Here is a 24,850-nt window from a genome sequence, read left to right as displayed (position 1 = left end):
CTCATCGGTGTTGGGGTGCCATGCGCTGGCTGGTTGGCTTCGCTGAGGGGTGTGGGTGGTGTCATGTTGTCAGCGGTTGGCTGGTTGGCTTCGCTGGAGGTTCTCTCAGCGTCGGTGATGTGCCAAAGAGTGGCGGGCTGGCTTCGCTAAGGAGCGCTACCGTCGGTGGAGAACCAGTGCGTGACCTGCTGCCGACGCTAAGCGTTCATTAAGCGTCGTTAGCGGCCAAAACTTGGACGTGTAACGATGCTGGGCGGTTTTAGCGTCGTTGCTGTGCCAAGTTGTGGGCCTCTGCCGACGCTGCCAGTGCAGTAGCGTCGGCGTTGGGACAGGTGTTGGGCCTTTGCCGACTCTATAAGCGGGGGAAAATCATTCGCTGGTGCCTAAGTGGGTCTATTGCCATGCTGAATATATCTGCTGAGTGTAGCTATGCGTTCGAAGGCGATTTCGGGACCTTTCTCAGTAGCAAATATGCCTAATGCGCGGAGTTATACACTTCACCGTGCACTTATACACGCCAAACGAAGCAGAAATCGACTGCTGACAGTGGACGACACGCCAGAGGCGATGTGGATAACCCAGAGACGGTGGATAACAGCTGCGCAATCAGTGGATAACCTGCAAGAAAGTGCGGTTATCCACCGACGGTAGCCACTGTTATGCACATTCCATACCCCTTGGAATCATTGGGTTTTCCACTTATCCACCATTTCGCCATGCGGGCTTGCGGGCCACCGCACGAACGTCATACAGTGTGCCTCACGGCGGGCAGCGTAGCCCGCCGTCCACATCACATGAAGGGGAAACACCATGAGCACCGCAACCACTACTACTGCCGAAAATGCCGGTTTGCCAGCAATGCTGGACACCAAAGACGTAGCCGAGATGTTCAAACGCTGCAATCTCGCCGTCTATGCCGAAGCGAGACGCACATATTATCACGAAGTGAATCTGAACCCATGCAAAAAGTATCCGAAGCAGGTACTGCAAAGGATCGAATGGTGGTTCTGGGATTGGTTTGCCTATGACTGCGCCGTCAGCGGCGTGGGACTGACCGGCGACGAATCCGAGGATCTACGCATCGAACTGGAATATGGCCCAAGCGTAGGCATTTCACCGTTTCTGGCTTTGGCTGAATTCATGCATGACAGTGACTCGTGGATTGGCGCACGTGAAATACGTGATTTTCGCGAACTTGACGACACCAATTTCGCGTCGATGTTCTGGATTCGTGATGCCAGAGCGGTCACGGGGCGCATCATACTCGAAGACATGATCCACGGCGGCACCTACGAGGTGGCGGACCCGCATGCCGCCGCGCAATATGACGGTGCGCACGGTGGCGTGATCGTCAATCGCATTGCGCATGTTCGAGGAGCATGGAGGTCATGCGCCATTCCGATTTATGAGGCACGCAGGCCCGACGACCCAGAAATCGGTGATTCGCTGGTTCGCACATTTCAGCGCAACGGATTTAAGCCGGATTTCGCGGGGCTCGTGCGATTCTTTTACGGGCGAGCCAAAGACACCGGTCTCGACTGGGAGGATATGGAAAAGGCGCGTAATGCTGGCACGTTGGATGAGATCATCAGGAAAGCCTACGATCGATGAATGAATCGCTTAACGCTGCTAGCCGGGGCGACGTCCACGGTCGCGAATGAAGAGGGATGCGACCAAACGGACCGCGCACACAATGGCGACCGTGCGGAACGAAGCCCGCATGCCAATGGCCGATGCCGCCGCTTCCGGCACTCCGGTGCGCATGGCCGCCGCGGTGTGCGTGTTCATGATGGTGACCAGCAGCACAGCCGCAAACGTCATGATCGCGAAGCCCAGCAAGGCGAGCGGCCGGCCACCGATACGGTCATACATCTTGCCTGCCACCGGGTTCAGGATGCCCATGGCGATGCCGCTCGGCATCATCACCAGACCGGACACCAGTGCATTAACGCCAAGATCATTCTGCAAATATGCCCATCGCGTACAGGAACAGCTGGCGCGTGGTGAAGGTCTCGATGAGGAACGCGGTGATCGGGATCATGATGCCGTTGGTGAGCATGAATCCGATGGTCAGCCATTGCACGGTGCTGCTGGGCACATCGAATTCATGCATCAACGTGGGCAGTGCGGAAATCATCAGCGTCTGGTTGAGAATGGCCACAAACGAGCCGATCATCAGGGTGATGACCATGGCAGTGGTGTTGGCAGGGGTGGTGCTGTCGGAGTTGGCGGGGGTGGTGGAGCCGGCCTCAGCGGTGGCCGGCGAGGAATTGCGTGACGTCAATTATCGAGCCTCGTTTTCTTGGCTGAGTCGTCTTTCTTGGCTTGCTCATACTATCTTGTGCCTTGACTGCATTCGAAAACCATTGCAATGGCTAGCAACACGCTGAGAGGCGGCGTATTAATTCAATCATTTGACAAATTTAGTTCGCTCGTTTTATTATTAGTCCTGCAATCCGTAATATCGCCTACTGCAAAGGAGCGCCCAAATGGGTCTGTGGGATGTTGACAAGGTTGAGTACGTCGGCCGCGCTAAGGGACCGAAGGAAGGCCTTGCTTTCCATTACTACGATGCTGACAAGGTTGTTGCCGGCAAGAAGATGAAGGACTGGCTGCGTTTCGGCGTTGCATGGTGGCACACCATGAACCAGGAGCTGGTTGATCCGTTCGGTACCGGTACCGCTCATCGTCCGTACTACAAGTACACCGATCCGATGGATCAGGCTCTGGCCAAGGTCGACTACGCCTTCGAGCTGTTCCAGAAGCTGGGCGTCGAGTACTTCTGCTTCCACGATCGCGACATCGCCCCCGAAGGCGACACCCTGCGCGAGACCAACGCCAACCTCGACAAGGTCGTCGACAAGATCGAGGAGAACATGAAGTCCACCGGCGTCAAGCTGCTGTGGAACACCTCCTCCCTGTTCACCAACCCGCGCTTCGTGTCCGGAGCCGCCACTTCTCCGTTCGCCGACATCTACGCCTACGCCGGTGGCCAGCTCAAGAAGAGCTTGGAGATCGGCAAGCGCCTGGGCGCCGAGAACTACGTGTTCTGGGGTGGCCGCGAAGGCTACGAGAACCTGTGGAACACCGAGATGAAGCGCGAGACCGACCACATCGCCAAGTTCTTCCACATGTGCGCAGATTACGCCAAGGAAATCGGCTTTGAGGCCCAGTTCCTGATCGAGCCGAAGCCGAAGGAGCCGACGCTGCACCAGTACGACTTCGATGCCGCCACCGCCATCGAGTTCCTGCGCAACCACGACCTGACCGACGTCTTCAAGCTGAACTTGGAAGGCAACCACGCCAACCTGGCCGGCCACACCTACCAGCACGAGATCCGCGTGGCCCGCGAGTCCGGCTTCCTCGGTTCCCTCGACGCCAACCAGGGCGACAAGCTCATCGGCTGGGATATGGACGAGTTCCCGACCGATCTGTACGAGACCGTCGCCGTCATGTGGGAAGTCCTGCAGGCCGGCTCCATCGGACCTCACGGTGGTCTGAACTTCGACGCCAAGCCGCGCCGTACCTCCTTCTACGAGGAGGACCTGTTCCGCTCCCACATCGCCGGCATGGATGCCTACGCCGCCGGCCTGCTGGTTGCCGACAAGATGAACCAGGACGGCTTCATCCAGAATCTTCAGGCCGAGCGCTACAGCTCCTACGACTCCGGCATCGGCAAGGACATCGACGAGGGCAACGTCACCTTGGCCGACCTCGAAGCCTACAGCCTCGACAAGCCGCAGTCCGAGCTCATCGCCGCCACCAAGTCCGATCACCTCGAGTCCGTCAAGGCCACCATCAACAACTACATCATTGATGCCCTGGCTGAGGTCGAGTGACCATCGGTCTGACCGATTGAATTCGCTCCATCGGGCGTGTACACATCAATTATGATGCCAGTGCGCCCGATGGGCTGATTCGATAGTTTCGCCATGTGCGGTGTTGTGTTATGCCCGCATGGCACCTTTCCATTCCTTCTTTCTCCTTTCTCTCCTTCCGCTGGAAAACCGCCTGAGGCAACGTCGCCAAGGGCGGTTTTCTGGTTGTGGCGGGGTTGGGGGGGGTGGATTGGGGTGGGGGCGAACATGTTCGCGGAGGGGTGCGTTGACGGTGACGTGTTGGCGACGGTGAACATATCGGCGGCAGGAGAAGATAAGCTGTTCTCAGGGGAACATCAGCACAACAAAGGAGTTACGCATGCGAGATTTCATTTTCCGTAACCCGGTGAAGATCTACTTCGGCAAAGGGCAGGCGCGCCATATCGCACAGGAGGTGGAGCGTGTCGAGGGCGCCGTTCTGGTGGTGTATGGCGGCGGATCGATTAAACGCAACGGTGCCTATGACGATGTGATGGCTGCGCTGGCAGGAACCGGGCGCAAAATCATCGAGCTGCCCGGCGTTACGCCGAACCCGCGATTGGACAAAGCGCTGGAAGGCGTACGACTGGTCAAGGAGCATGGCGTCGGCCTGATTCTGGCCGTTGGCGGTGGCTCGGTAATCGACTGCGCGAAATTTATTTCGTTGGGTTCCGGCATCGGTGATGATGAGGATTTGTGGGATGACTACATCGAAACCGGCAAACCGGCACCTGAAGGGCTGATTCCGGTTGGCGTGGTGCTCACCACCGCGGCAACGGGCTCGGAAATGGGAGATGCGGCCGTGCTCACCAATTGGGAACGTAACCGCAAGCTCGGCTATACGTCGTTCCCGCTGATGCCCAGGTTCTCCGTGCTGGATCCAAGCTACCTGATGACATTGCCCGCCGAACAGACGGTGTGTGGCTTCGAGGACATGTTCTGCCACACGTGTGAGCAGTATTTCTCCTATCCGGTGGACGACAACCTTTCCGACGAAATCGCCGAGGGAATCCAACGTCATATTCTGCGTTCGTGGCGAGCGTGCTTGTCCGATCCGAAAGATTATGAGGCTCGCTCCAATGCAATGTGGGATTCCACGTTGGCTCTGAACCGCATTATCTCGCGCGGCAAGGAAGAGGATTGGGTGACGCACGGCATCGAGCACGCGCTGTCCGCATACACCGATATCGCTCACGGTGCTGGTCTGGCTGTGGTCCACCCGCATTGGATGGCATACGTGTATTTGGTCAACGATGAGGTGACGGCTCGCTTTGCCCGCTGGGCGGTCGACGTGTGGGGGGTGACGCCCACCGGCAAAACCGATCGCACGGTGGCCGAGGAAGGCATTGATCGCTATGTCGATTTCCTGCGTCGCGTAGGTGCGCCGCTGACTCTTTCTGAGGCCGGCGTGCCCGACGATCCCGCCTCTCTCGACAAGTACGCCGATCATGCCGGTGAGGCCGGCGGCTCATTCGTGCAGATTCACCGTGACGATGCCCGAGCGATTCTCGAGGCATGCAAGGAACCGGTGTCGTTCTGACGGTTGGACTAATCCCGTGATTTGAGCCGCCGCGTGCTGTCCCGCACCACCAAAGACGTAGAAAGAACCACGCGCTTCTGAATCTTGCGTCCTTCATTGGTATCGATGACCATGCGGGCTGCAGTGGCGGCCATGTCTTGCAATGGCTGGCGGACCGTGGTCAACGCCGGGCCCATGTACGCGGCGGTCTGTATATCGTCGAATCCGATAACGGACAGATCTTCGGGGATACGGATTTTCAGTTGACGGGCCGCCTCGTAAACGCCCATGGCCTGTAGGTCATTGCCTGCAAAGATGGCGGTCGGGCGACTTTGTTCGTCTTCAAGTAACGCCATGGCTCCTTCGTAACCGCCTAGCGTGGTGAAATCGCCTTCGGTGATGAGTTCGGGAGAGGTGGGGATATTGCGTTCGGCGAGGGTCGCCGAATAGCCGTCAAGCCGGGCACGTGAGCAGAGCATTTCATCCGGTCCGGTGATGATGCCGATGCGCTTGTGGCCGAGTTCCAGCAGATGACGGGTGGCGATGACGCCGCCCATCCAGTTGTCCGCCTGTACGGAGAGATCATCTAATGCCGGATTGCCGGAAGGGTCGAAGACGACGAAAGGAATGCCGTGTGATTGGAACATGCTGCGTTCCTTGTCCGTCAAGTTGGAGAACACCAGAATAGCGCCAATGGGCTGGCGGTCGATGATGCCTTCAACCCAGGAAGAGTCGGGGTGCTGCCGGTCGCCACTTTCCGCAACCATGACATTGATGTTGTGCGGCTTGGCCTCCGTGATGATGCCCCTGAGCACCTCCAGCGCCCAAATGGTCTCGAAATCCCGAAATACCACCTCGATGGTGCGTTGTTTGCGGGAGGGGGAGACGCGGCGAATGTAGCCGTTGTCTTTCAGGGCTTTGTCAATGGCCTGCCGGGCCGCCTCCGAAATATCCGCCTTGCCGTTCAGGGCTTTGGACACGGTGGCCAGTGAGTAGCCAGTCTGTTTGGCGATGTCTGCAAGTTTGACCTTGTTCTCGTCGTTGCTTTTGCGCTGTTCTGCCGACGCCATCATTGACCGCCTTCATCAGAGAATGTTGGTATCAGTATATTCGAAACTTTCGTAAAGTCAATTTGACGATAAAGAATGGTGTACATAAGTGAAAAAGGTTGGAATTTCAACGATTTTGATAGTAAAAAAGCCGATATAAATTTCGTTTGACCGTCAGACTAAGGCTCTCTATGATAAAGGTATCGAAAACGTAAAGCGAGTTTTCGATAAAGTTAAAGAAGGTTGATGGAATAGGTGAAACGGCGAGGTTTCACTGAAAACATCATTAATTACCAGCTGTTAGATATGTAACTGGCTGATATACCTTTCGAAACTTTCGTAAATCGCGGATCGGTTTCATGCTGGTCAAGAACAATAAGGAGACGACAATGAAGTTCAAGTCCGTTGCTGCGGCGACTCTTGCAGTGGCCACGCTTTTCGGCATGAGTGCGTGCGGCACCAGCAATTCCGCAGACGATAACACCATCGTTTTTTGGCACAACGCCACCTCTGGTGATGGCAAGCAGTACTGGGAGGATTTCGCAAAAGCTTTTGAAGAAAAGAATCCCGGAGTGACTGTTCAGATTGAAACCATTCAGAATGAGGACTTCGAAGGCAAGTTGACCACCGCCATGCAGGATCCGTCTTCTGGTCCGGACGTGTATATGGCCCTCGGTGGAGCCAAGACCAAGGACATGGTGGATGCAGGTCAGGCGATGGATTTGACCGACAAGATTTCCGACACCATTAAGACGCAGATGGCATCCTCATTGAGCTCCACTACATATGACGGCAAAATCTACGGCGTGCCTGTCACTGTCCAGCCTGGCGGCATCTGGTATTCCAAGGATTTGTTCAAGCAGGCCGGTATTGGCGAGGTACCTACCACCTTCAGTGAACTGAAAGATGCGGTGAAGAAGCTGCGTAGCGCCGGCATCGATCCGATTGCTCTTGGTGGCAAGGATGCATGGCCCGCTGGCCACTGGTACTATTGGCTGTCTCTGCGCGAGTGTTCCACTGATGCCTACAACAAGGGTGTCAATGAGAAGGACTTCTCTGATGAGTGCTGGACCAAGGCTGGCGAAGACCTTCAGGAACTTGCTGATATGGATGCATTCAATGAAGGCTACTTGACCACCACTGCACAGCAGGGTGCAAGCTCCTCCGCGGGCCTTCTGGCCAATCATAAGGCTGCTATGGAGCTCATGGGTACTTGGGAGCCTGGTGTACTCAAGGACTTGACCCCGGACAAGCAACCCATGGCTGATCTCGGCTTCTTCGCTTTCCCCTCTGTTGACGGTGGCAAGGGTGAGGCCGGTGCATTGATGGGTGCTGCAACCGGCTTCTCGGTGAATCCGGAAGCACCGCAGGCTGCTATCGACTTCGTCAACTTCATGGGCGAGAAGGAATGGCAGGAGAAGTATGCCACTGCATTCTCTACTATTCCGGCTTCCGTCGAGGCATACGATGTGGTGGCTGACGAGAATCTGCAGCAGATCATTGAGGCGCTCAACAACTCCGACGACATGAAGCTGTGGATGGATACCGCTCTGGGTGGCAACATCGGTAATGCGCTGAACGCTGGCATCGTGAACATGTTGTCCGGCCAGGGCACTCCGGCTGACATCGTGACGGCGATGAAGGACGCGGCAGCCAAGGGCTGACGTTGATATGAATTCGGTGCGGGGGCATATGCATACACAGTATGCCCCCCTGCGCACCGTTAATTCGAGAACGATTGTGATAACGATTGTGATGGAGTGAAATAATGACGAGCGTAAGCATGTCGGGGTCGGCCAAGGGGAGGTCGTCCGTTTCAAACAAAACCAAGCGCACCGACAATGGCAAGATTCAGCGCAACATTGAGATTTTTATCCTGTCTGCACCGGCAATCATCATCTTCTGCTTCTTCGTGATCTTGCCCATCATCCTCGGTGCATACTACGGCTTTTATAAGTGGAAGGGCTACGGTTCTCCTCAGAAAACTGGTCAGTTCATCGGTTTTCAAAATTACATTACTGCGTTGACCGATCCGAATTTCCAGGCGGCCATTCTACATACGTTCGAAGTTGTGATCGGGTCCTTGGTCATTCAGGCTCCATTGGCTATTTTGTTCGCACTACTGCTTAACCAGAAGTTCAAGGGCCGCGCTTTGATTCGTACTCTCATATTCGTGCCGTATGTGGTTTCCGAAGTCATCGTAGGTACCGGGTGGAGTCTTCTGCTGCAAAAGACTGGTGCCATCAATGAAATTCTTGCAAACTTTGGCATCGAAGGTCCCGACTGGCTGGCTGATCCGAAGATTGCCATGTGGACGTTGCTTCTGCTCATTAGCTGGAAATATATTGGTTTTGCCGTCATTTTGATGTTGGCTGGTATGCAATCCATTCCTGAGGAATTGTATGAAGCCGCTCGAGTTGATGGCGCGGGATTCTGGCAAATGCAGAAGAGCATCACTCTGCCATTGCTGGCCCCCACCCTGCGTATCTGGGTGTTCCTGTCCATGATTGGTTCGCTGCAGCTGTTCGATCTGGTCTACATCGTGTGGGGCAAGTTCGTGTCCACTACCGCAGGTGTTTCTACGATGGCTACCTACATGGTGCGCGAAGGCCGTGACGCTGGCAACTACGGCTATGGCTCTGCTGTGGCCCTGATTATCTTCATCATTTCTCTGGTCATTGCCCTGCTGTATCAGCGTCTGGTGCTCAACCGTGATCTTGATGGTGCTTTGACCGAACAAAAGCAGGCAAAGAAGCGCGCAGCTAAGCGTGACAAGGAATCGCAGCGTCATGCTGTAGTCGCAACTAATGAGGTGAAGTGAGATGTCGGCAGCAGTTTCCGCAAAAAACAAGTATTCCGTAAAGAACGGATATCGACCATCCTCCAAGACACCATGGGGCAACCCAGCGGTCTACTTCTTCTCGCTGGTGTTGGTGGCAATCTGCGTCACGCCGGTACTCTATATCATCTTTGGTGGTTTCCGTACCAATTCGCAGATTACTAACCATCCTTCCGGCCTGCCTGATCCTTGGGTGATTGACAATTACATCAACGTCATCAACAGTGATATTTTCTGGGGTGAGCTTGTCAACTCACTGATTGTCGGTATTTGCACGATGATCGGTGTGGTGGTACTCGGCATTATGGTGAGCTTCGTCATCGCCCGATACCGTTTCCGCTATGCGCCACTTATGTACGCGCTGTTCTCCGCCGGCCTCATGTTTCCGATGACGGTTGGCATCACGCCGCTGTACCTGCTGATTCGTAACCTTGGCCTTTCAAACTCTCTAGCTGGCATTATCCTGCCACAGATTGCCTTCGGGCTTCCTCAGACCATCATCATCCTAGTGCCGTTCCTCCAGTCCATTCCTATGGAACTTGAAGAGGCTGCGCTGCTGGATGGATGCTCACGCCTTGGATTCTTCGCCCGTATGGTCATCCCGCTGTCCATGCCTGGCGTGGCCACCACAGGTATTCTCACATTTGTGGGCAGCTGGAACGCTTACATGTTGCCCATGTTTGTGCTTAGCAGCTCCAGCAAGTACACGCTGCCTCTTGGCGTGCAGGCATTCAGCTCCGAACATTCCGTTGATACTGCAGCTGTGTTGGCATTCACCTCGTTGGCCATGCTTCCGGCTCTCATCTGCTTCACCATCTTCCAGAAGAAGATTGTGGGCGGTCTGACTGGCGCGGTCAAGGGCTGAACGAACAGCAGTCGCCGAGCGGGCTCGCCCGGCGCATCCCACAGGCGTACCGTGGGAGGGATAATCGATCGGTTCCCCTCAAGCTCCGATTCCTTTCATCCTCTTCCTTCCCTGGTCCTTCCCACGGCACCCTTTCTTTTCAATGAGGAGAAGACCATGAAGATCTCCAATCCCGTACTTCCTGGGTTCAACGCGGACCCTTCGATGATTCGCGTCGGCGACACCTACTACATCGCAAATTCCACATTTGACTGGTGGCCGGGAGTCCGTTTGCATGAATCCCGCGACATGGTTCACTGGAATCTGCTGCCCGGGCCCTTAAACCGCGTTTCCCAGCTGGATATGAAGGGCAATCCCTCCGGTGGCGGCATCTGGGCACCGGACCTGTCTTATGCGGACGGCAAATTCTGGCTTATCTACACCGACGTGAAAATCGTCAACGGCGCGTTCAAGGATTGCGCGAACTATCTGGTTACCGCCGACGACATTCGTGGTCCGTGGAGCGATCCGATTCGGGTCAATGGCGTCGGATTCGACGCCAGCCTATTCCATGATACCGATGGACGCAAGTATCTGGTGCAGCAAACCTGGGACTTCCGTGAATATCATCATCCGTTCGACGGCATCACCTTGACTGAATTCGATGTCAAAACCATGCAATTGAAGCCGGAAACAGCCCGCACCATCTGGCGCGGCACCGATGTGAAATTGGTCGAAGGACCGCACCTCTACGCCATCAATGGCTGGTACTACCTGTTTTGTGCGGAAGGCGGCACCCAATACGAGCATCAGGAGTCCGTGGCCCGCTCGCGAACCTTGGATGAGCTTTCGTTCGAAAGCATGCCGAGCAATCCGTTCATCTCCAACTTCGATACCCCCGGCACCTACCTGCAAAAGCAGGGGCATGGAGCACTCGTGGATACGCCCGGCGGCGAATGGTATTACGCTTCGCTGTGCGGCAGGCCCTGGCGGCACGAGAACGAGCCGGCTCATGGTGTGCGCGGTTGGTGCACGCTCGGCCGAGAGACTTCGATCCAGAAGGTCGAGTGGGATGGCGATGGCTGGCCGTACGTGGTCGGCGGCCATGGGGGAGAGCGTTACGTCGAAGCCCCGGCCGACGCCATCGCAACCGAGGCCCCTACGGATCACAGCCAGCATGACGAGTTCGAATCGAGCGAACTCGACCTCAACTGGAATACCCTGCGTGTGCCATTCACTGAGACCATGGGCCGCGTGGGCGGCGGCTCGCTGACCTTGCGTGGTCAAGGGTCGCTGGCAAACCTGTTTGAACTGTCGCTGGTAGGACGCCGTTGGCAGGCGTTCGATTTCAACGCCGAAACCAAGGTGACGTTCGAGCCGAACAACTACATGCAGATGGCCGGCCTGACCAACTTCTACAACCACCTGTGCTGGTCGTGGGTGTTCGTCACTTGGAACGAGAAGCGAAACAAACGTGTAATTGAAGTGGCTCAGAACGACTTCGACACATATACCTCGTATCTGAAGGACAAGGCAATCGAAGTGCCGGACGACGTGAATGGCGTGTGGTTACGCACCAAGGTGCGTACTGGCACCTACACGTACGAGTACTCGTTCGACGGCGATATCTGGCATCAGATTCCGGTCACGTTGGATGCGGCCGTGCTCTCCGACGACCATGTGGCCCGCAACTATGGTGGATTCTTCACTGGCGCGTTCGTGGGACTCGCGGCCGTGGACCTTTCCGGATACGGAAAGGAGGCGACGTTCGACCACTTCGACTATAAGGAACTGTAAAACGCACTGCATTTCGGCTGGCACCTTCTCAATATGAGGAACCGGTCGATTTCGCCCATTGATACCTGTCAATGTTGCTATATACGTGAGATGCACCCGTATTAATGCAACCATTGGAATAGTGGTGCCAACCAATTTCAAGTGAAGGAGCTTCGAATGCTGCATCTGCCGAAACTGCTGGACAATGGATGCGTATTGCAATCATCCATGCCAATAACAATCTGGGGATGGGCGACATCTGGCGAGATTGTGTCAGTAAGCGTGCAGGGGCAGTCCGTCTCAAGTGCCGTAGCCGAGGACGGTTCGTGGTCCGTCAGCCTTGAAGCACTAGAGACTGGCGGACCGTACGTATTGAATATCAGCACATCCAGTGAAGAACAGGTCAGCCGTCAAGTTTACGTGGGTGAAGTCTACCTGTGCACAGGCCAGTCCAATATGGAATTACCCATGGCATGGGTAGGTGAAGAATATGCTGCCGAATTTGAGCGCGAGCCTGATTTGCTGCTCCGGCAGTACAAGGTGGTTCCTTGCTATGATTTTAACGGCCCTTGCGCCGATCATGAGGAAGCTGGCTGGACGGCATGCGATGAGCAAGGACTGCCTGGTTTTTCCGCTGTTGGGTACTTCTTCGGCCGTTTGCTGCGTAAGCATCTTGGAGTTCCGGTGGGTCTGCTAAACGTTTCCTTAGGAGGTTCGCCCATCGAATCGTGGATGGATAAGCAATCATTGGAAGCTTTTCCTGAAGTGCTGCGCACATTGCAGCCTTATCTGGGTGAAGGTGTCGCCTCAGAGCGAAGTGCCAACAGTATAATGGCCCGGGACCAGTGGTATCAGCATCTCGGATATGCCGAGTCACCTAAGGCTGACAGGCCGTTGCCACTAGGACAGTGGCCTTGGGCGCGAATTGGGAAGAATACGGACAGCTATGGAATTGACGAGAAGTGTTGGCGGACAATCGAATTGCCGAACTTCTTCGCAGCCCAGGGATTAAACGGGTTTCGGGGTGAACTCGAACTGCGCAAAACCGTATACGTGCCGGCCTGTGCAGCTGGACGACCGGCCAAGTTGCGGCTGGGAACCATGACCGATGCCGATCACACATGGATCAATGGATATTTGCTGGGTGGTCGCACGAATCAATACGAACCTCGTGACTATCATATCGCTGCCGGAATGCTGCGGGAAGGTAGCAACGAGCTGCGCATTCGACTGGTATGCGAACATGACACCGGTCGTGTGACACCCGGTAAAGCCATGACGCTGACCATTGGCGACGATGTGTTTGACCTGAGCGGAGCATGGCGGTATGCTGTCGTGCGTGAAGTGAAAAGCGACTGCCCGGGTGAGGATTTCGTACGATGGAAACCGACCGGACTGTACAATGCCATGCTCGCTCCCTGCTTCTTTTACCGTGTTCGCGCGGCGCTGTGGTATCAAGGAGAGTCAAACACTGGCGATTTTGCACCGTTGTATCGGGACATGCTTGTCTCCATGATTGAACTGTGGCGGCGGCAATGGAATCAGGATCGATTGCCGTTTTTGATTGTGCAGCTGCCGAATTTTGCCATCGATTGTATTGAGGATGGTGGTTGGTCGGTAGTGCGTGAGGCGCAGTGGCAGGTCGCTCAGATAGTGCATGACGCGGCGACGGTCGTTACTATCGACGCCGGTGATTGGAATGATCTGCATCCGGCACACAAGAAGCCGATTGCACAGCGACTATTCCAGGCTGCGCGACAGTTGGTCTACGGGGAATCTGTCACGGTTCGTCAGCCAGTGTTGGCTGAAGCCCGGATAGTAAATGGAGCGGTCGTTCTCTCTTTTAGTGATTATCCAATTTCCAGTTGTTTGTGTGATGCGGCGTCGCATATCTCGCCAAGCCAATTGAACACCGTAGATGGATGCGAGCCCGGCGAGTTCATGTTCTTTTGGGCAGACGGGAGCCAAGCTCCAGCAAAAGCTGCGATTGTTGACAATCAAGTGATGATTCGTCTACCGGGGCGAATGCCGACGGAATTACGTTACGCGTGGCGCAATAATCCCAGCACCGGCTTACTGTGCAATGAAAACGGTACCATGGTTTCGCCGTTGCGTGTGATTCTGAATACTCTATCTCGCGACAAGCAGTGAAAAGGAGTCATCGTGATGATAAGTACGCAACATTCGTTGTTCGCCGAATGCGGATACAACCAGCTTGAGATTGATGCGCGCGTGGCACAAGTCTGGCACGAGATTTTCGAGGGGCCCAATAAATTCTATTGGGAGACGGAAAACGGACTTGGCTATGTGATGGACACCGGTAACAATGATGTACGTACCGAGGGCATGAGCTACGCGATGATGCTCGCAGTGCAATATGGCCGACAAGATGTGTTCGATCGTCTGTGGGGATGGGTCATGAAGCACATGTACATGATGGACGGTCACCATGCTCATTACTTCTCCTGGTCGGTAAGTCCCGACGGTTCCGATCGTGCGGATGGTCCTGCGCCGGATGGCGAGGAGTACTTCGCTATGGATTTGTTCCTTGCCGACCGACGCTGGGGCAGCAGTGGCATCCACGATTATGCTGCTCAAGCCCGTGAACTGTTGCACTACTGCGTGCATAAGGGAAGAGACGAGGACGGCGAACCGATGTGGAATGCCGACAACAAGCTCATCAAGTTCATTCCTGAAACCGAGTGGAGCGACCCCTCCTACCATCTGCCGCATTTCTATGAAGTATTTGCCGAGTGTGCCGATGGACAGGATCGAGCATTCTGGAGTGAAGCCGCTTCAGCCAGCCGTGCATATCTGAAGACGGCATGCAATGCGTATACCGGTATGAATGGCGAATACGCCCTTTACGATGGCACTCCTTATACGGAGGAGCGATTCGGACGTCATGACTGGTTCTATTCCGATGCTTATCGTACCGTCGCGAACATCGGATTGGATGCGAGTTGGAACAATGTGCCTGATGTTGCGCTCTGTGACCGAGCAGCCGCATTGCAGCGCTTCTTCCTAACTCACGACCGCACCTGCGTTTATGAGGTGGATGGTACACCCGTGGATGAGCGCGTTCTACATCCGGTAGGCTTCTTGGCGGCTACGGCCCAAGGCTCTCTGGCCGCGATGCACTCCGTCTCCGAGCCGGACGCCGTGCGTAACGCCCGCGCGTGGGTGCACATGCTGTGGAATACCCCCATGCGAGTGGGACGCCGGCGTTACTATGACAATTTCCTCTATGCTTTCGCCATTCTGGCACTCAGCGGCCAGTACCGTCGTGAATGGTAATTTTCGCTCCGAGCGATGACAATGCTCTTACATGTTGATATGACCTGATCCAAGGAGAGTGGCAATGGTGCTGCGACGAGTATGTACCCGGTACGGTGAGATTGAAGGCATGGCCGTCGAAGATCCAGTCATTACTGTGTTCCGCGGTGTTCCTTTTGCCAAAGCGCCGATGAACGAATTGCGTTGGCGTGCGCCCCAGCCCGTTGAACCGTGGGATGGCGTGCTCCATGCGCATGATTTCGCTCCAAGCGCCATGCAGCCCCGATGGGATTCGGATGATTTCTATGGTCGCGAATGGCAGATGGATCCGGACTCGCCCCGTAACGAGGATTGTCTGTATGTTAATGTTTGGACGCCGGCATTGCATGGAAGCGGTGCGGCACAATATGACGAACGGATTGCTTCGCAAGGTGGCTTACCGGTCATGGTCTGGATTCACGGCGGAGCCTACCAGTGTGGATCTGCTGCAGAGAAGGAATTCGACGGCAGCGCGCTCGCACGTCTTGGCGTGGTCGTAGTTAGTGTGACGTATCGACTTAATGTGTTCGGCTTCTTTACGCATACTGATTTGCAGCATGAATCGGATGGCATTGACGTCGCCGAGCCGTGCGCGAACTTTGGTCTTCTGGATCAGCGCGCCGCAATCGAATGGGTGAAGAACAACGTCGCCGTATTCGGCGGCAATCCCGAAGCGATTACGATTTTCGGGCAATCGGCCGGTGCGGCAAGCGTATTGGCGCAAATCTGCTCGCCGATGAATGAGAATCTGTTCCAACGTGCGATTATGCAGTCCGGCGCAGGCTTGGGCATGTTCAACCGACACCTGCGTTCATTGAACGATGCACAACGTCTTGGCAGTCGTTTTCTCGACTTTATTGGCGTCCGTTCAGTGGAGGAAGCGCGAACCGTGCCGGCTGCGGAATTGCTGGATGCGGCCGAACGGTTCCCGGCTTTGAACCAGAATCATGAATTATTTGAAGGCTGGCCCATGCCGATCAACTGGGTGCCTTGCGTGGACGGACGATTCCTTACCGATCAGTACGGCGTAACCCTTGCACAAGGCTCGCAGCAGCCGGTCGATATCATTGTGGGCAACACCACCGGTGAATTCATGGAAACTGCTGCGGACGGCACGGTCATTGCAGCTGGGGAACAAGGTAATCTTGAGTTGATGCAGGCATGGGTGCAGGGAGGCTCCAATCCGCCTTTTTATTACCGTTTTGACGTTGCCATGCCGGGTGACGATGCCGGCGCATTTCACTCCTCGGATTTATGGTTCACATTCAACAATCTCGGAAAATGCTGGCGTCCTTTCTCCGGCTGGCACTATGAACTGGCAAACATGATGAGCCGGTATTGGTCGAACTTCGCGGCGACCGGCAATCCCAATGAATCTTTCGGTATCGCAGATCGTGACGTGCTATTGCCTGAATGGACTCGTTTTGAGCCGGCAACTCAAGCAGCCATGCTTTTCGGCAAATCCGTAAGTATGCAGAAGAACTGCTAAGAAATCACTATTCGCAATGGTCTGAAGCAAAGGAGCATAATTGGCTATGAACGGCAACGCTGGTATTGCGCAGAAGGTGCAGAAGGTTACTGGTAGTAATCCTGTCATCCATAGCGATTTTCCCGATCCCGATATCATCAGGGTTGATGATGCCTATTACATGGCTTCCACCACGATGTTTCTCATGCCCGGCTGTGATGTACTTCGCTCCTACGATCTGATTCACTGGGAGTTCCTTACACATGCGTATGCCGAATTGGACGATACGCCGGCAGAGAATCTGGAAGAACGAGGACGCAATGCCTACGGATGCGGTATGTGGGCACCTTCGTTGCGTTGGCATGACGGACTGTTCTCCATCGTGTTTACTTCAAACGATACGCAAAAAACCTATGTACTGGAAGCGTGTAATCCTGCCGGCCCTTGGGCGAAGCGTGTGATTGAAGGCTTCTACTATGACAACAGCGTGCTGTATGACGACGATGGTCGTGTGTACATCGTCCACGGAAACACTCAATTGCATCTGACGGAGCTGGAAGCTGACCTGAGCCGGCCCAAAGCAGGCGGACTGAATCGCATCATTGCCGAAGATGAGCCTGATGCTGATTTGGGATATGAAGGCAGTCATATATACAAGCATGATGGTCGCTATTACGTGTGGACTTGTCATTATCGTTCCGGCTGCCGTAAAAGCGAGGTCTGTTTGATGGCCGATGCGTTGGACGGTGAGTTTATAGCTCGTGAAGTGCTTGATGATGATCTTGGTTTCCATGATCTCGGCGATGCACAAGGAGGAATGGTCGATACGCCGGACGGCCAATGGTATGCCTTCATGATGCATGACCGTGGGGCGCTGGGACGTGTGCCTACCATCATGCCCATGAGATTCGGGGAGGACGGATTTCCGATATTAGGCAACGATGGTAGGGTGCCGACTGAGGTGAGCGTTCCGACTGCGTATGCGGATTATCCGTATAGGCCATTGAATGGGGATGGTTTTTGTTGTGCAACTGATAGTGATAAGTCTGCTGAAGACGTTGCGGACATTGTCAAATCTGACAAGCTTGCGCCCTTCTGGCAGTTCAATCACAATCCTCATAATCAATTCTGGTCTGTCAATGAACCTACTGGGACATTTACATTGCATGGCGGAAAGATTGCAGCGAATCTGAACTATGCACAGAATACACTAACCCAGCGCACGGTAGGGCCGCGGTGCATGGCTGAAGTCACAGTAGGTGCTTCACAATTGCAGGATGGAGATTTCGCTGGATTGGCGGCTTTCCAAGGTTATTACCGGTATATTGCTATACGGCGCGCGGAAAGAGGATATGCACTTAGCGTACGTATCAAGCCAAAGGATGACGATTCGATATGGGGCGATGGAAACTACGATGCGTCCGCGATAGAGGTTGCTCGGACGAATCTATGTGGGGACACGGTAAGGCTTCGAGCCATTTATGATTTCACCGATAAAAGAGACAAGGTGGCATTCGAGTATTCGGATTTGGCGGCATCCGCGCCGCACTGGATCCGATTGGGGAATACCTATGACCTGTATTACACGCTGGATTACTTCATCGGATGTCGAATAGGCCTGTTCTTGCTACCTACCGAAAAGCGTGGTGGTACTGCTGCCTTCAGTGAATTCAAGTTCTTCGGACCTGAAGAGACGCCTGAGCTTTCATAGCCAAACCTCGATACGCCATGACCATACAGAAAGGCCAGAATCAATATGTGTGATAGGAAAGATCAATCAACGTTCAAGGCAAGAGCGTGTGTCATTACCAACCCGGTGCTGCGCGGCATGTACCCGGACCCGTCCTGGATCTGGGATACGACGCGCGAGGAAATCGTGCTGGTCAACTCCTCGTTTGAATTGGTGCCGGGGTTGCCCATTCATACGACCCGTGATCTTGTGACGTGGACGCGCACGGCGAATGCGGTGGATGAGGCGATGTCTCATCGGCTGCTCATTGATGGCGTCGAGGATTCCGGCGGCCTGTACGCGCCGACCATTCGCCGTATCGGCGGGCGATATGTGATCGTATGCACCGTGGCCCGCGTGGATGAGGTGAAGGCGCTCGCTGCGGGATGCTCGCAGAAGGATATTGATAACTGCCGTGACGCCCAAGGCAATTTCGTCATCGAGGCCGATGAGTTGACCGGACCATGGCGCGGCCCGTACTGGGTGGCCGGGGCCGAAGGCATTGATCCGGACATCTTTGAAGACGGCGATGGCACAGTGTGGTGGACGCAAACGCGCCCGGCATTACACCCGCAGTGGGATGGTCAAACCGAGATCTGGACGCAGCCCATCGCCCCAGGCACGTGGACGTTGCAAGACCATAAAACCGTGATTTGGCGCGGCTATGGCATGGATGCGGTATGGGCTGAAGGGCCGCATTTGTACCGGGTGGGCGATTACCTCTACCTGATGACCGCCGAGGGCGGCACCAGCTTCGAGCACAGTGAGATGATAATGCGCACGCACGCACCGCGCGGATTCGCGGCGGCGCTCGCCGGTTTTGAGAAGAACCTTGCTGCGCAAGATATCTGGATTGAGCCGGCGCGTGACGGTGAACGAAGCGTGGTGGGCCGCGATGACCGGCTGTTTGAGGCTTGCAAACGCAATCCGATCCTCACACACCGTCATTTGGGAGCGGGGGAGCCAGTCCAATGCGTTGGGCACGCCGATCTGCTGCTGCATCCGACCGTCGGCTGGCTGCTCGCGTGTCTTGGCGTACGCGAGACTCCGGGCGAGGAACCCGGAGAAACGTTCAGCTACTGTGGCCGGGAAACGTTCGTGGCACCGGTCGTATGGCAGCACAATCCGGTCTCGTGGAAGCTGGACGGTGGGGAGCCGAATAAGCGTATCGATATCGTCGATCCCGGTTGGCCTGTCGTGGCTCCGGGGCTTGGCCGGCTTCCCGAGAAGTTGGTCGTGGACGTTGACGAGGATGGATTGCCATGTGCAGTGAGGGGTGTGGACTCTGCGAGGTGTGATTGCGCTGCTGGTGATAATGCCGCATGCTCTGCTGAGCTCATCCAGCTCGACGATACCCGCCTAGTCGGCGTTCGAGGCCGTGACGATTACCGGTTCCTGCGCGTCGACGGGCAGGAATATGCCGCGTTCACCCGGCCCGAATACACGATGATGATGCATCAGGATTCCACCCATGTTGTCATGGTCATGGCGGAAGCGGAATCCGGCCAATTGACGGCCGAAATCACCGATAGGGGAGATAAGCGGTGCATTGCGCTTGGAGCGCTTGGGGCCAACGAATGGTTCGGATTGCGCTTGCATGGCAATCGTTTGGAATTCCTTGCCGGGCAGCCTGCACCTGACAGTATTGATGAGGGAACAATGCCTGATATTGCACTAATTGCGCATGCGGACGTTACTTATGCTCGTATCATGGCAGATTGTGATGCGCGATTCCTCAGTACCGAATGGGCCGGCGGATTCGTGGGTTGTCTGATCGGCGTAAAGCGGCGGTAATGATCTCAGCCCGCTCTACAATATTGTGCAATCATATTGTTTAATCGTTAAACAAATGCAAGGGGGCAATCGATGGCGCACGATCTCGAACAACTCAAGCAAGATCACCCGGATGTGGCGAAACTGTTCGCCGATGACTGGTTGCAGTACCGTAAGTCGGAGATTTTGCCGGAACTTACGCGCGAGGCGCAGTCCACGTGCGACCGCATCAATCGCATCTACTTTGAAGACACCGCCGAAGCTGAGCGACTGTTCCGCAAACTCGTGCCCGAGGCCGGCGAGGGCGTGGACTTCCGCCCGCCAATCCGGCTTGATTACGGGCTAGGCCTGAAAATCGGAGACCGTACGTTCATCAACATGGACCTGCTGATTGTGGGCGGCGGCCCGATCTCCATCGGTTCCGATTGCCTGATTGGCCCGCGCGTGAGCATCTATACGCCAAACCACGCCATCTCCCGCAAGCCTCGACTGGAAGGCTGGCAGCACAACGCCGACGTGACCATCGGCAACAATGTGTGGCTGGGCGGCAATGCAGTGATCTGCCCCGGCGTCACCATCGGAGACAACTCGATTATCGGTGCGGGCGCAGTCGTCACCCATGATATTCCCGCCGATTCCATCGCCGTGGGCAATCCCTGCCATGTGATTGCCGAAGTCCCGGATGACTGGACTCCTGAAGAGCGGGCCGCTGCCGAGAAGCAGTAGGTTTGCCGCTCTAACCCAACTGTCGCGGCGAAACCGGGATAAAGGAGAGAAAGGAACAATGCAATGACGCAATATCATGTTTCCGCGCAGGCGGCGAAGACGAATGGCGCCGGCAGCGAGGCCGACCCGTTTCTGACCATCGGCCAAGCGGCGGCCATCGCCCGAGCCGGCGATGAGGTGATTGTGCATGCCGGCACCTATCGGGAATCCGTCGACCCCCGATTCGGCGGCGAGAGCGCCACGAACCGCATCGTCTACCGTGCGGCCGCGGGCGAACCGCGCCCGGTAATCACCGGCTCCGAACGTATCGACACATGGCAGCCCGAAGGCGATGGTATGTGGAAAGCCGTAATCCCGAACACATTCTTCAACGGATACAACCCGTACGTGGAAACCGTATTCGGCGATTGGACCGTATATCCGGACCCAAAGGCCGAGGTACGCCACCTGGGCGATGTGTATCTGAATGGCAAATCCTTCTACGAAGTCTTCTCGCTGGACAAGGTGCGCAACCCACAGCGTTGGGATACCGGCCGTGACGCCGCCACCGATTCCATCGTGCCTCTGATTGATCCGGATGCCACCGTGAACGTGTGGTGCTGTGCGGTCGATGATGAGGCCACAACCATTTGGGCCAATTTCCATGAAGCCGATCCGAATGCGGAACTTACCGAAATCAACGTGCGCGAGACCTGTTTCTACCCGAGCCGCCCGTTCGTCAATTACATTACGGTCTCCGGCTTTGAAATGGCGCAGGCGGCCTGCCCCTACACGCCGCCGACTGCCGATCAGGTCGGGCTGGTGGGCCCGCATTGGTCCCGCGGGTGGGTTATCGAAAACAATCGCATTCATGACGCGAAATGTTCGGCGATCTCGCTGGGCAAGGAGATTTCCACCGGCGACAACGAATCGACGCGCACCCATCGCAAGTCCGGGTACCAATACCAAAAAGAGGCCGTCTACAAGGCGTTGCATGCCGGCTGGGAGAAAGGCGTAGTCGGCGGGCACGTGGTGCGCGGCAACGTAATCTACGACTGCGGCCAGAATGGTGTGGTTGGTCATATGGGTTGTGCCTTCTCACTGATTGAAGGCAACCACATACACCGCATCGGCACCAAGCGCGAGTTCTTCGGCTGGGAAGTGGCCGCCATTAAAATGCACGCAGCCGTTGACACGGTGGTGCGCGGCAATCGGGTGCATGATTCGGTGCTGGGCATGTGGCTCGACTGGCAGGCGCAGGGCACCGTGGTGGATTCGAACGTGTTCTACCGCAACACGCGAGATGTGATGACCGAGGTGACCCACGGGCCGATTACGTTTATGAACAACGTGTTTGCCTCCGAGTTCAGTTTCGACGACTATGCGCAAGGCGCGGCGTTCGTCAACAATCTGTTCGCCGGTCGCATTCGTCACACCGCCGTCTTGGACCGATCCACGCCATACCATTTCCCGCATGCCACCGATGTGGCCGGCGAGGCATTCGTCTACGGTGGCGATGATCGGTACATCAACAACCTGTTCTTGGCTGTGGGCGATTCCGCCAAACCGTTGCGCACTGCCGCCGGTGCGGCCGGTATGGCGGAAGCCGGAACCGCGTTCTTTGACGGCTATCCGCGCTCGCTTGAGGAGTATGAACAGCTGATTGAAGAGGCTGGCCTTGGCGATGAGGAGTTGTATCGCAGCGTGAAGCAGCCGGTATTGCTGGCTTCGAACGCCTATGTTTCGGGCGCGAAGGCCGCTTCCGGCGAAGCCGAGGCCGTGGTGAGTGATGACGGCTCTTCGTTGGCGTTGCGCGAAACCGATGATGAGCTATGGATGACCGTCTCGTTGCCCGAACCGATTCGGTCGGCGACTGGACCGGTGATCTCCACTGCTGATCTTGGCCAACCGCGTATTGTCGAGGAATATTTCGAGAATCCCGATGGTTCGCCGGTTGTTGTGGACCGGGATATCACCGGTGCTGCGCGCGGTGCATGCTCGGCCCGAGGCCCATTGGCAGCGTATGACGATGGGGAAGTGCTCATCTGGTCGAAGTGACGGGATTGCGGTTTCGACTGTTGCCTCTGCCTCGGCCTTTGTGTGGCACTGAGTGGGGCTGGGCTGCCAGTATTTGGCAGGCCGGCCCCTTTTCGATTTGCATTGGTAACAAATATGATATATGGTTAAATCATTAAACTAAGTACTGTAAGTCCATGCATACCTACACAACGTCAATGGAGATACTGCTATGCGCGCACATCATGTTCTGCTGCTGTCGCTCTGCCTGTTGGCCGCAGCCTACGCCGTACTGCTATTCGTTTCACCAGCCGCTGCGCCGATTGGCGTCACGCTAACCGCTGTTGGTCTGGTGCTGGCCTCGACGCGCTATGCGTGGCGCGCCAAATTCCTGGCTCTATTCAACGAAGCATGATCTGATGAATCTTCTTCTTCCTCTCTTCTCCTTTTAAGCCCGGACGCTCGCCGGGCTTTTTCTTTTGGCCGAGGTCGAAGTGGGGAGGGTGTGCTATGGCCACTTTCGTGTCGGGGGTGCCGTGCTCCCAACAATAGCCGGTACATGCATTCATGTTCACTTCAGCAGATTGATTGACATATCGGGCCGAAAGGTAGTGCCCGAACTCTTGCGCACTTTGGTCTTCGCCCGTCCCTGTGGCGGTGATCAGTTCGCTGCTGGTACGGTCTCACCGAGCCTTGACATGTCGAGGTAGCGGCGCGTCGACCACTCGTCGGATGTCACGTAGCGGACCCTCGCGCAGACGAGCATCAACGCGCTGCGTCCGTCGGGGAACGAGCCGACCACGCGGGTCCTGCGCCTGATCTCGCGGTTGAGCCGTTCGATCATGTTGTTGGTGCGGATCCGACGCCTATGCTCGCGCGGGTAGTCGTCGAGCAGGTAGGTCGTGGTCTCGCCGATGCCCTCGCGCAGGCATTTGGCGGCCTCCTTGAGTTTCCTGGATTCCATGTCCCGGGCGACGGATTCGGCCTTCTCCAACGCCTTGTCGCGTGATTCCATGGAGAACACGGCCTTCAGTGCGTCGGCCGCCCAGTCGCGGTTCCCGGGGTTGACCCTGGCGAGTATGTTGCGCTCGAAATGCACCATGCACCGCTGGTAGCGGGCATCGGGCAGCAGCTCGCCCGCGGCGGCGACCAGCCCCGCGCACCGATCTCCCGTCACCAGTCTCACGCCCTTGAGGCCTCGTGCGAGCATGCCTTTGATGAATTCGCGCCAGCTTTCCGCGTCCTCCTTCATGCCCTCGGCCACCGAAAGCACCTCGCGCCGCCCGTCCATGCCGACGCCGATGGCCACCAGGATGCTCACGTTCTCCACGGACCCGCCCCAGCACCTTTTGTGCCACACGCCGTCCATGAACAGGTACGGGTAATCCTGTTCGAGGGGCCTGCCCCGCCATGCGTCGATATCCGCATAGACGCGCTTGAGCTTGTCGCTCAGGGTCTGCGAGGGCATGCGGTCGCCCCACAGGAGCCGGCTGACATCATCGACCTGGCGGGTGGAGACGCCGGCCAGGTACATGTCGATCAAGGCCTCCTCGACGCTCTCCTCACGCCGACGGTATCGTTCGATCACGGCCGACTCGAACACCGCGCCCTTGAGTTTCGGCACTTTCAGGCTCATTTTGCCGGCCTTGACGGTCAGGTCGCGCTCGTAGTGGCCGGCCCGGTACGCCTTGCGGTCCCCGCTGCGCTCGTAGCGCGCGGCGCCGGTGATCTCGTCGGCCTCGGCGTCGAGCATCGCGTTCAGGGTCTCCTCGACGCTTTTGCGGACCATCCGGTCCAGGGTGGTTTCCAACATGGCCTGGTCGACCTGTAGAATCTGCTGTGACATGGCTTCGTGCCCTCGTTTCCAATCGCGGTTTTCTAATGTCTGGCGACTGAAAATCGTACACAGGACACGGGCCATGCCCCTATCTCAAGCCCAAACCAAAGTGCGCAAAATCTC

General features: G+C 56.2%; 19 protein-coding genes. 15 read left to right on the top strand and 4 right to left on the bottom strand.

Translation table 11 applies throughout. The features are described 5' to 3' along the window. Positions 1-810: 810 nt before the first annotated feature. On the top strand, positions 811-1,611 hold the full coding sequence (locus ACEUKI_RS02365) for a hypothetical protein (protein ID WP_115770763.1): 801 nt from the start codon (positions 811-813) through the stop codon (positions 1,609-1,611). An 18-nt stretch (positions 1,612-1,629) separates the two neighbouring features. Here the strand turns inward: ACEUKI_RS02365 and ACEUKI_RS02360 are convergent, their stop codons facing one another. Together ACEUKI_RS02360 and ACEUKI_RS02355 are read right to left on the bottom strand one after the other, a co-directional pair. Then, positions 1,630-1,938 carry a permease gene (locus ACEUKI_RS02360; protein WP_179133606.1) on the bottom strand — a complete coding sequence of 103 codons (309 nt, stop codon included), beginning with the start codon at positions 1,936-1,938 and terminating at the stop codon, positions 1,630-1,632. Between the two features lie 19 nt (positions 1,939-1,957). Beyond that, entirely contained in the window at positions 1,958-2,284 is a 327-nt protein-coding gene (locus tag ACEUKI_RS02355) for an MFS transporter (protein WP_256867027.1), read from the bottom strand. A 205-nt stretch (positions 2,285-2,489) separates the two neighbouring features. Here ACEUKI_RS02355 and xylA point away from each other — a divergent pair, with 205 nt between their 5' ends. Together xylA and ACEUKI_RS02345 are read left to right on the top strand one after the other, a co-directional pair. Then, complete coding sequence (xylA, locus tag ACEUKI_RS02350) at positions 2,490-3,839, top strand: xylose isomerase (protein ID WP_374156458.1); 1,350 nt, start codon at positions 2,490-2,492, stop codon at positions 3,837-3,839. A gap of 358 nt (positions 3,840-4,197) precedes the next feature. Next, positions 4,198-5,397, top strand: coding sequence for an iron-containing alcohol dehydrogenase (locus ACEUKI_RS02345; protein WP_374156457.1), 1,200 nt, complete (start codon positions 4,198-4,200; stop codon positions 5,395-5,397). Positions 5,398-5,405: 8 nt separating this feature from the next. On the opposite strand, the gene ACEUKI_RS02340 is transcribed toward ACEUKI_RS02345, so the two are convergent. Beyond that, a complete protein-coding gene (locus tag ACEUKI_RS02340) occupies positions 5,406-6,449 on the bottom strand; it encodes a LacI family DNA-binding transcriptional regulator (RefSeq protein WP_374156456.1) in 1,044 nt (347 codons plus the stop codon). A 365-nt stretch (positions 6,450-6,814) separates the two neighbouring features. On the opposite strand from ACEUKI_RS02340, the gene ACEUKI_RS02335 reads away from it, so the two are divergent. From ACEUKI_RS02335 to ACEUKI_RS02280, 12 genes are all read left to right on the top strand, one after another. Further along, complete coding sequence (locus tag ACEUKI_RS02335) at positions 6,815-8,089, top strand: ABC transporter substrate-binding protein (RefSeq protein ID WP_071474302.1); 1,275 nt, start codon at positions 6,815-6,817, stop codon at positions 8,087-8,089. A 119-nt stretch (positions 8,090-8,208) separates the two neighbouring features. Next, positions 8,209-9,246, top strand: a complete 1,038-nt coding sequence (locus ACEUKI_RS02330; protein ID WP_374156487.1) for a carbohydrate ABC transporter permease — start codon at positions 8,209-8,211, stop codon at positions 9,244-9,246. Between the two features lies 1 nt (position 9,247). Continuing rightward, positions 9,248-10,129: a carbohydrate ABC transporter permease gene (locus ACEUKI_RS02325; protein ID WP_013141224.1), complete on the top strand. Its 882-nt coding sequence runs from the start codon at positions 9,248-9,250 to the stop codon at positions 10,127-10,129. 156 nt (positions 10,130-10,285) lie between these two features. Next, positions 10,286-11,905, top strand: coding sequence for a glycoside hydrolase family 43 protein (locus ACEUKI_RS02320; RefSeq protein WP_374156455.1), 1,620 nt, complete (start codon positions 10,286-10,288; stop codon positions 11,903-11,905). 156 nt (positions 11,906-12,061) lie between these two features. Beyond that, on the top strand, positions 12,062-14,035 hold the full coding sequence (locus ACEUKI_RS02315; protein ID WP_013141222.1) for a sialate O-acetylesterase: 1,974 nt from the start codon (positions 12,062-12,064) through the stop codon (positions 14,033-14,035). 15 nt (positions 14,036-14,050) lie between these two features. Beyond that, positions 14,051-15,181, top strand: a complete 1,131-nt coding sequence (locus tag ACEUKI_RS02310) for a glycosyl hydrolase family 8 (protein ID WP_013141221.1) — start codon at positions 14,051-14,053, stop codon at positions 15,179-15,181. A gap of 64 nt (positions 15,182-15,245) precedes the next feature. Next, the gene (locus tag ACEUKI_RS02305) at positions 15,246-16,688 is read left to right on the top strand and encodes a carboxylesterase/lipase family protein (RefSeq protein ID WP_013141220.1); all 1,443 of its coding nucleotides are present in this window, start codon (positions 15,246-15,248) and stop codon (positions 16,686-16,688) included. 46 nt (positions 16,689-16,734) lie between these two features. Then, positions 16,735-18,378 (top strand): glycoside hydrolase 43 family protein, encoded by a 1,644-nt coding sequence (locus ACEUKI_RS02300; RefSeq protein WP_080785952.1) that lies wholly within the window; start codon positions 16,735-16,737, stop codon positions 18,376-18,378. A gap of 45 nt (positions 18,379-18,423) precedes the next feature. Further along, positions 18,424-20,190, top strand: coding sequence for a glycoside hydrolase family 43 protein (locus ACEUKI_RS02295; protein ID WP_374156454.1), 1,767 nt, complete (start codon positions 18,424-18,426; stop codon positions 20,188-20,190). Positions 20,191-20,262: 72 nt separating this feature from the next. Continuing rightward, positions 20,263-20,895, top strand: coding sequence for a sugar O-acetyltransferase (locus ACEUKI_RS02290; RefSeq protein WP_374156453.1), 633 nt, complete (start codon positions 20,263-20,265; stop codon positions 20,893-20,895). Positions 20,896-20,958: 63 nt separating this feature from the next. Then, positions 20,959-22,932 (top strand): right-handed parallel beta-helix repeat-containing protein, encoded by a 1,974-nt coding sequence (locus ACEUKI_RS02285; RefSeq protein ID WP_374156452.1) that lies wholly within the window; start codon positions 20,959-20,961, stop codon positions 22,930-22,932. A 190-nt stretch (positions 22,933-23,122) separates the two neighbouring features. Further along, positions 23,123-23,305, top strand: coding sequence for a hypothetical protein (locus ACEUKI_RS02280; protein WP_065443404.1), 183 nt, complete (start codon positions 23,123-23,125; stop codon positions 23,303-23,305). Between the two features lie 246 nt (positions 23,306-23,551). Here ACEUKI_RS02280 and ACEUKI_RS02275 read toward each other — a convergent pair whose 3' ends face one another. After that, the gene (locus tag ACEUKI_RS02275; protein ID WP_131218582.1) at positions 23,552-24,736 is read right to left on the bottom strand and encodes an IS256 family transposase; all 1,185 of its coding nucleotides are present in this window, start codon (positions 24,734-24,736) and stop codon (positions 23,552-23,554) included. Positions 24,737-24,850: the final 114 nt, after the last annotated feature.

Origin of the sequence: Bifidobacterium sp. 2450, assembly GCF_041900695.1 — a bacterium.
Lineage (GTDB): Bacteria > Actinomycetota > Actinomycetes > Actinomycetales > Bifidobacteriaceae > Bifidobacterium > Bifidobacterium longum.
Note: the sequence above shows the minus strand (reverse complement) of the source record. Positions and strands in the feature narration are given on the sequence as shown.

What these genes read in the sequence shown, in the direction of transcription:
- ACEUKI_RS02365 (WP_115770763.1), top strand. Translation starts at nt 811, where the DNA reads ATGAGCACCGCAACCACTACTACTGCCGAAAATGCCGGTTTGCCAGCA.
- xylA (WP_374156458.1), top strand. Translation starts at nt 2,490, where the DNA reads ATGGGTCTGTGGGATGTTGACAAGGTTGAGTACGTCGGCCGCGCTAAG.
- ACEUKI_RS02345 (WP_374156457.1), top strand. Translation starts at nt 4,198, where the DNA reads ATGCGAGATTTCATTTTCCGTAACCCGGTGAAGATCTACTTCGGCAAA.
- ACEUKI_RS02340 (WP_374156456.1), bottom strand. Translation starts at nt 6,449, where the DNA reads ATGATGGCGTCGGCAGAACAGCGCAAAAGCAACGACGAGAACAAGGTC.
- ACEUKI_RS02335 (WP_071474302.1), top strand. Translation starts at nt 6,815, where the DNA reads ATGAAGTTCAAGTCCGTTGCTGCGGCGACTCTTGCAGTGGCCACGCTT.
- ACEUKI_RS02330 (WP_374156487.1), top strand. Translation starts at nt 8,209, where the DNA reads ATGTCGGGGTCGGCCAAGGGGAGGTCGTCCGTTTCAAACAAAACCAAG.
- ACEUKI_RS02325 (WP_013141224.1), top strand. Translation starts at nt 9,248, where the DNA reads ATGTCGGCAGCAGTTTCCGCAAAAAACAAGTATTCCGTAAAGAACGGA.
- ACEUKI_RS02320 (WP_374156455.1), top strand. Translation starts at nt 10,286, where the DNA reads ATGAAGATCTCCAATCCCGTACTTCCTGGGTTCAACGCGGACCCTTCG.
- ACEUKI_RS02315 (WP_013141222.1), top strand. Translation starts at nt 12,062, where the DNA reads ATGCTGCATCTGCCGAAACTGCTGGACAATGGATGCGTATTGCAATCA.
- ACEUKI_RS02310 (WP_013141221.1), top strand. Translation starts at nt 14,051, where the DNA reads ATGATAAGTACGCAACATTCGTTGTTCGCCGAATGCGGATACAACCAG.
- ACEUKI_RS02305 (WP_013141220.1), top strand. Translation starts at nt 15,246, where the DNA reads ATGGTGCTGCGACGAGTATGTACCCGGTACGGTGAGATTGAAGGCATG.
- ACEUKI_RS02300 (WP_080785952.1), top strand. Translation starts at nt 16,735, where the DNA reads ATGAACGGCAACGCTGGTATTGCGCAGAAGGTGCAGAAGGTTACTGGT.
- ACEUKI_RS02295 (WP_374156454.1), top strand. Translation starts at nt 18,424, where the DNA reads ATGTGTGATAGGAAAGATCAATCAACGTTCAAGGCAAGAGCGTGTGTC.
- ACEUKI_RS02290 (WP_374156453.1), top strand. Translation starts at nt 20,263, where the DNA reads ATGGCGCACGATCTCGAACAACTCAAGCAAGATCACCCGGATGTGGCG.
- ACEUKI_RS02285 (WP_374156452.1), top strand. Translation starts at nt 20,959, where the DNA reads ATGACGCAATATCATGTTTCCGCGCAGGCGGCGAAGACGAATGGCGCC.
- ACEUKI_RS02280 (WP_065443404.1), top strand. Translation starts at nt 23,123, where the DNA reads ATGCGCGCACATCATGTTCTGCTGCTGTCGCTCTGCCTGTTGGCCGCA.
- ACEUKI_RS02275 (WP_131218582.1), bottom strand. Translation starts at nt 24,736, where the DNA reads ATGTCACAGCAGATTCTACAGGTCGACCAGGCCATGTTGGAAACCACC.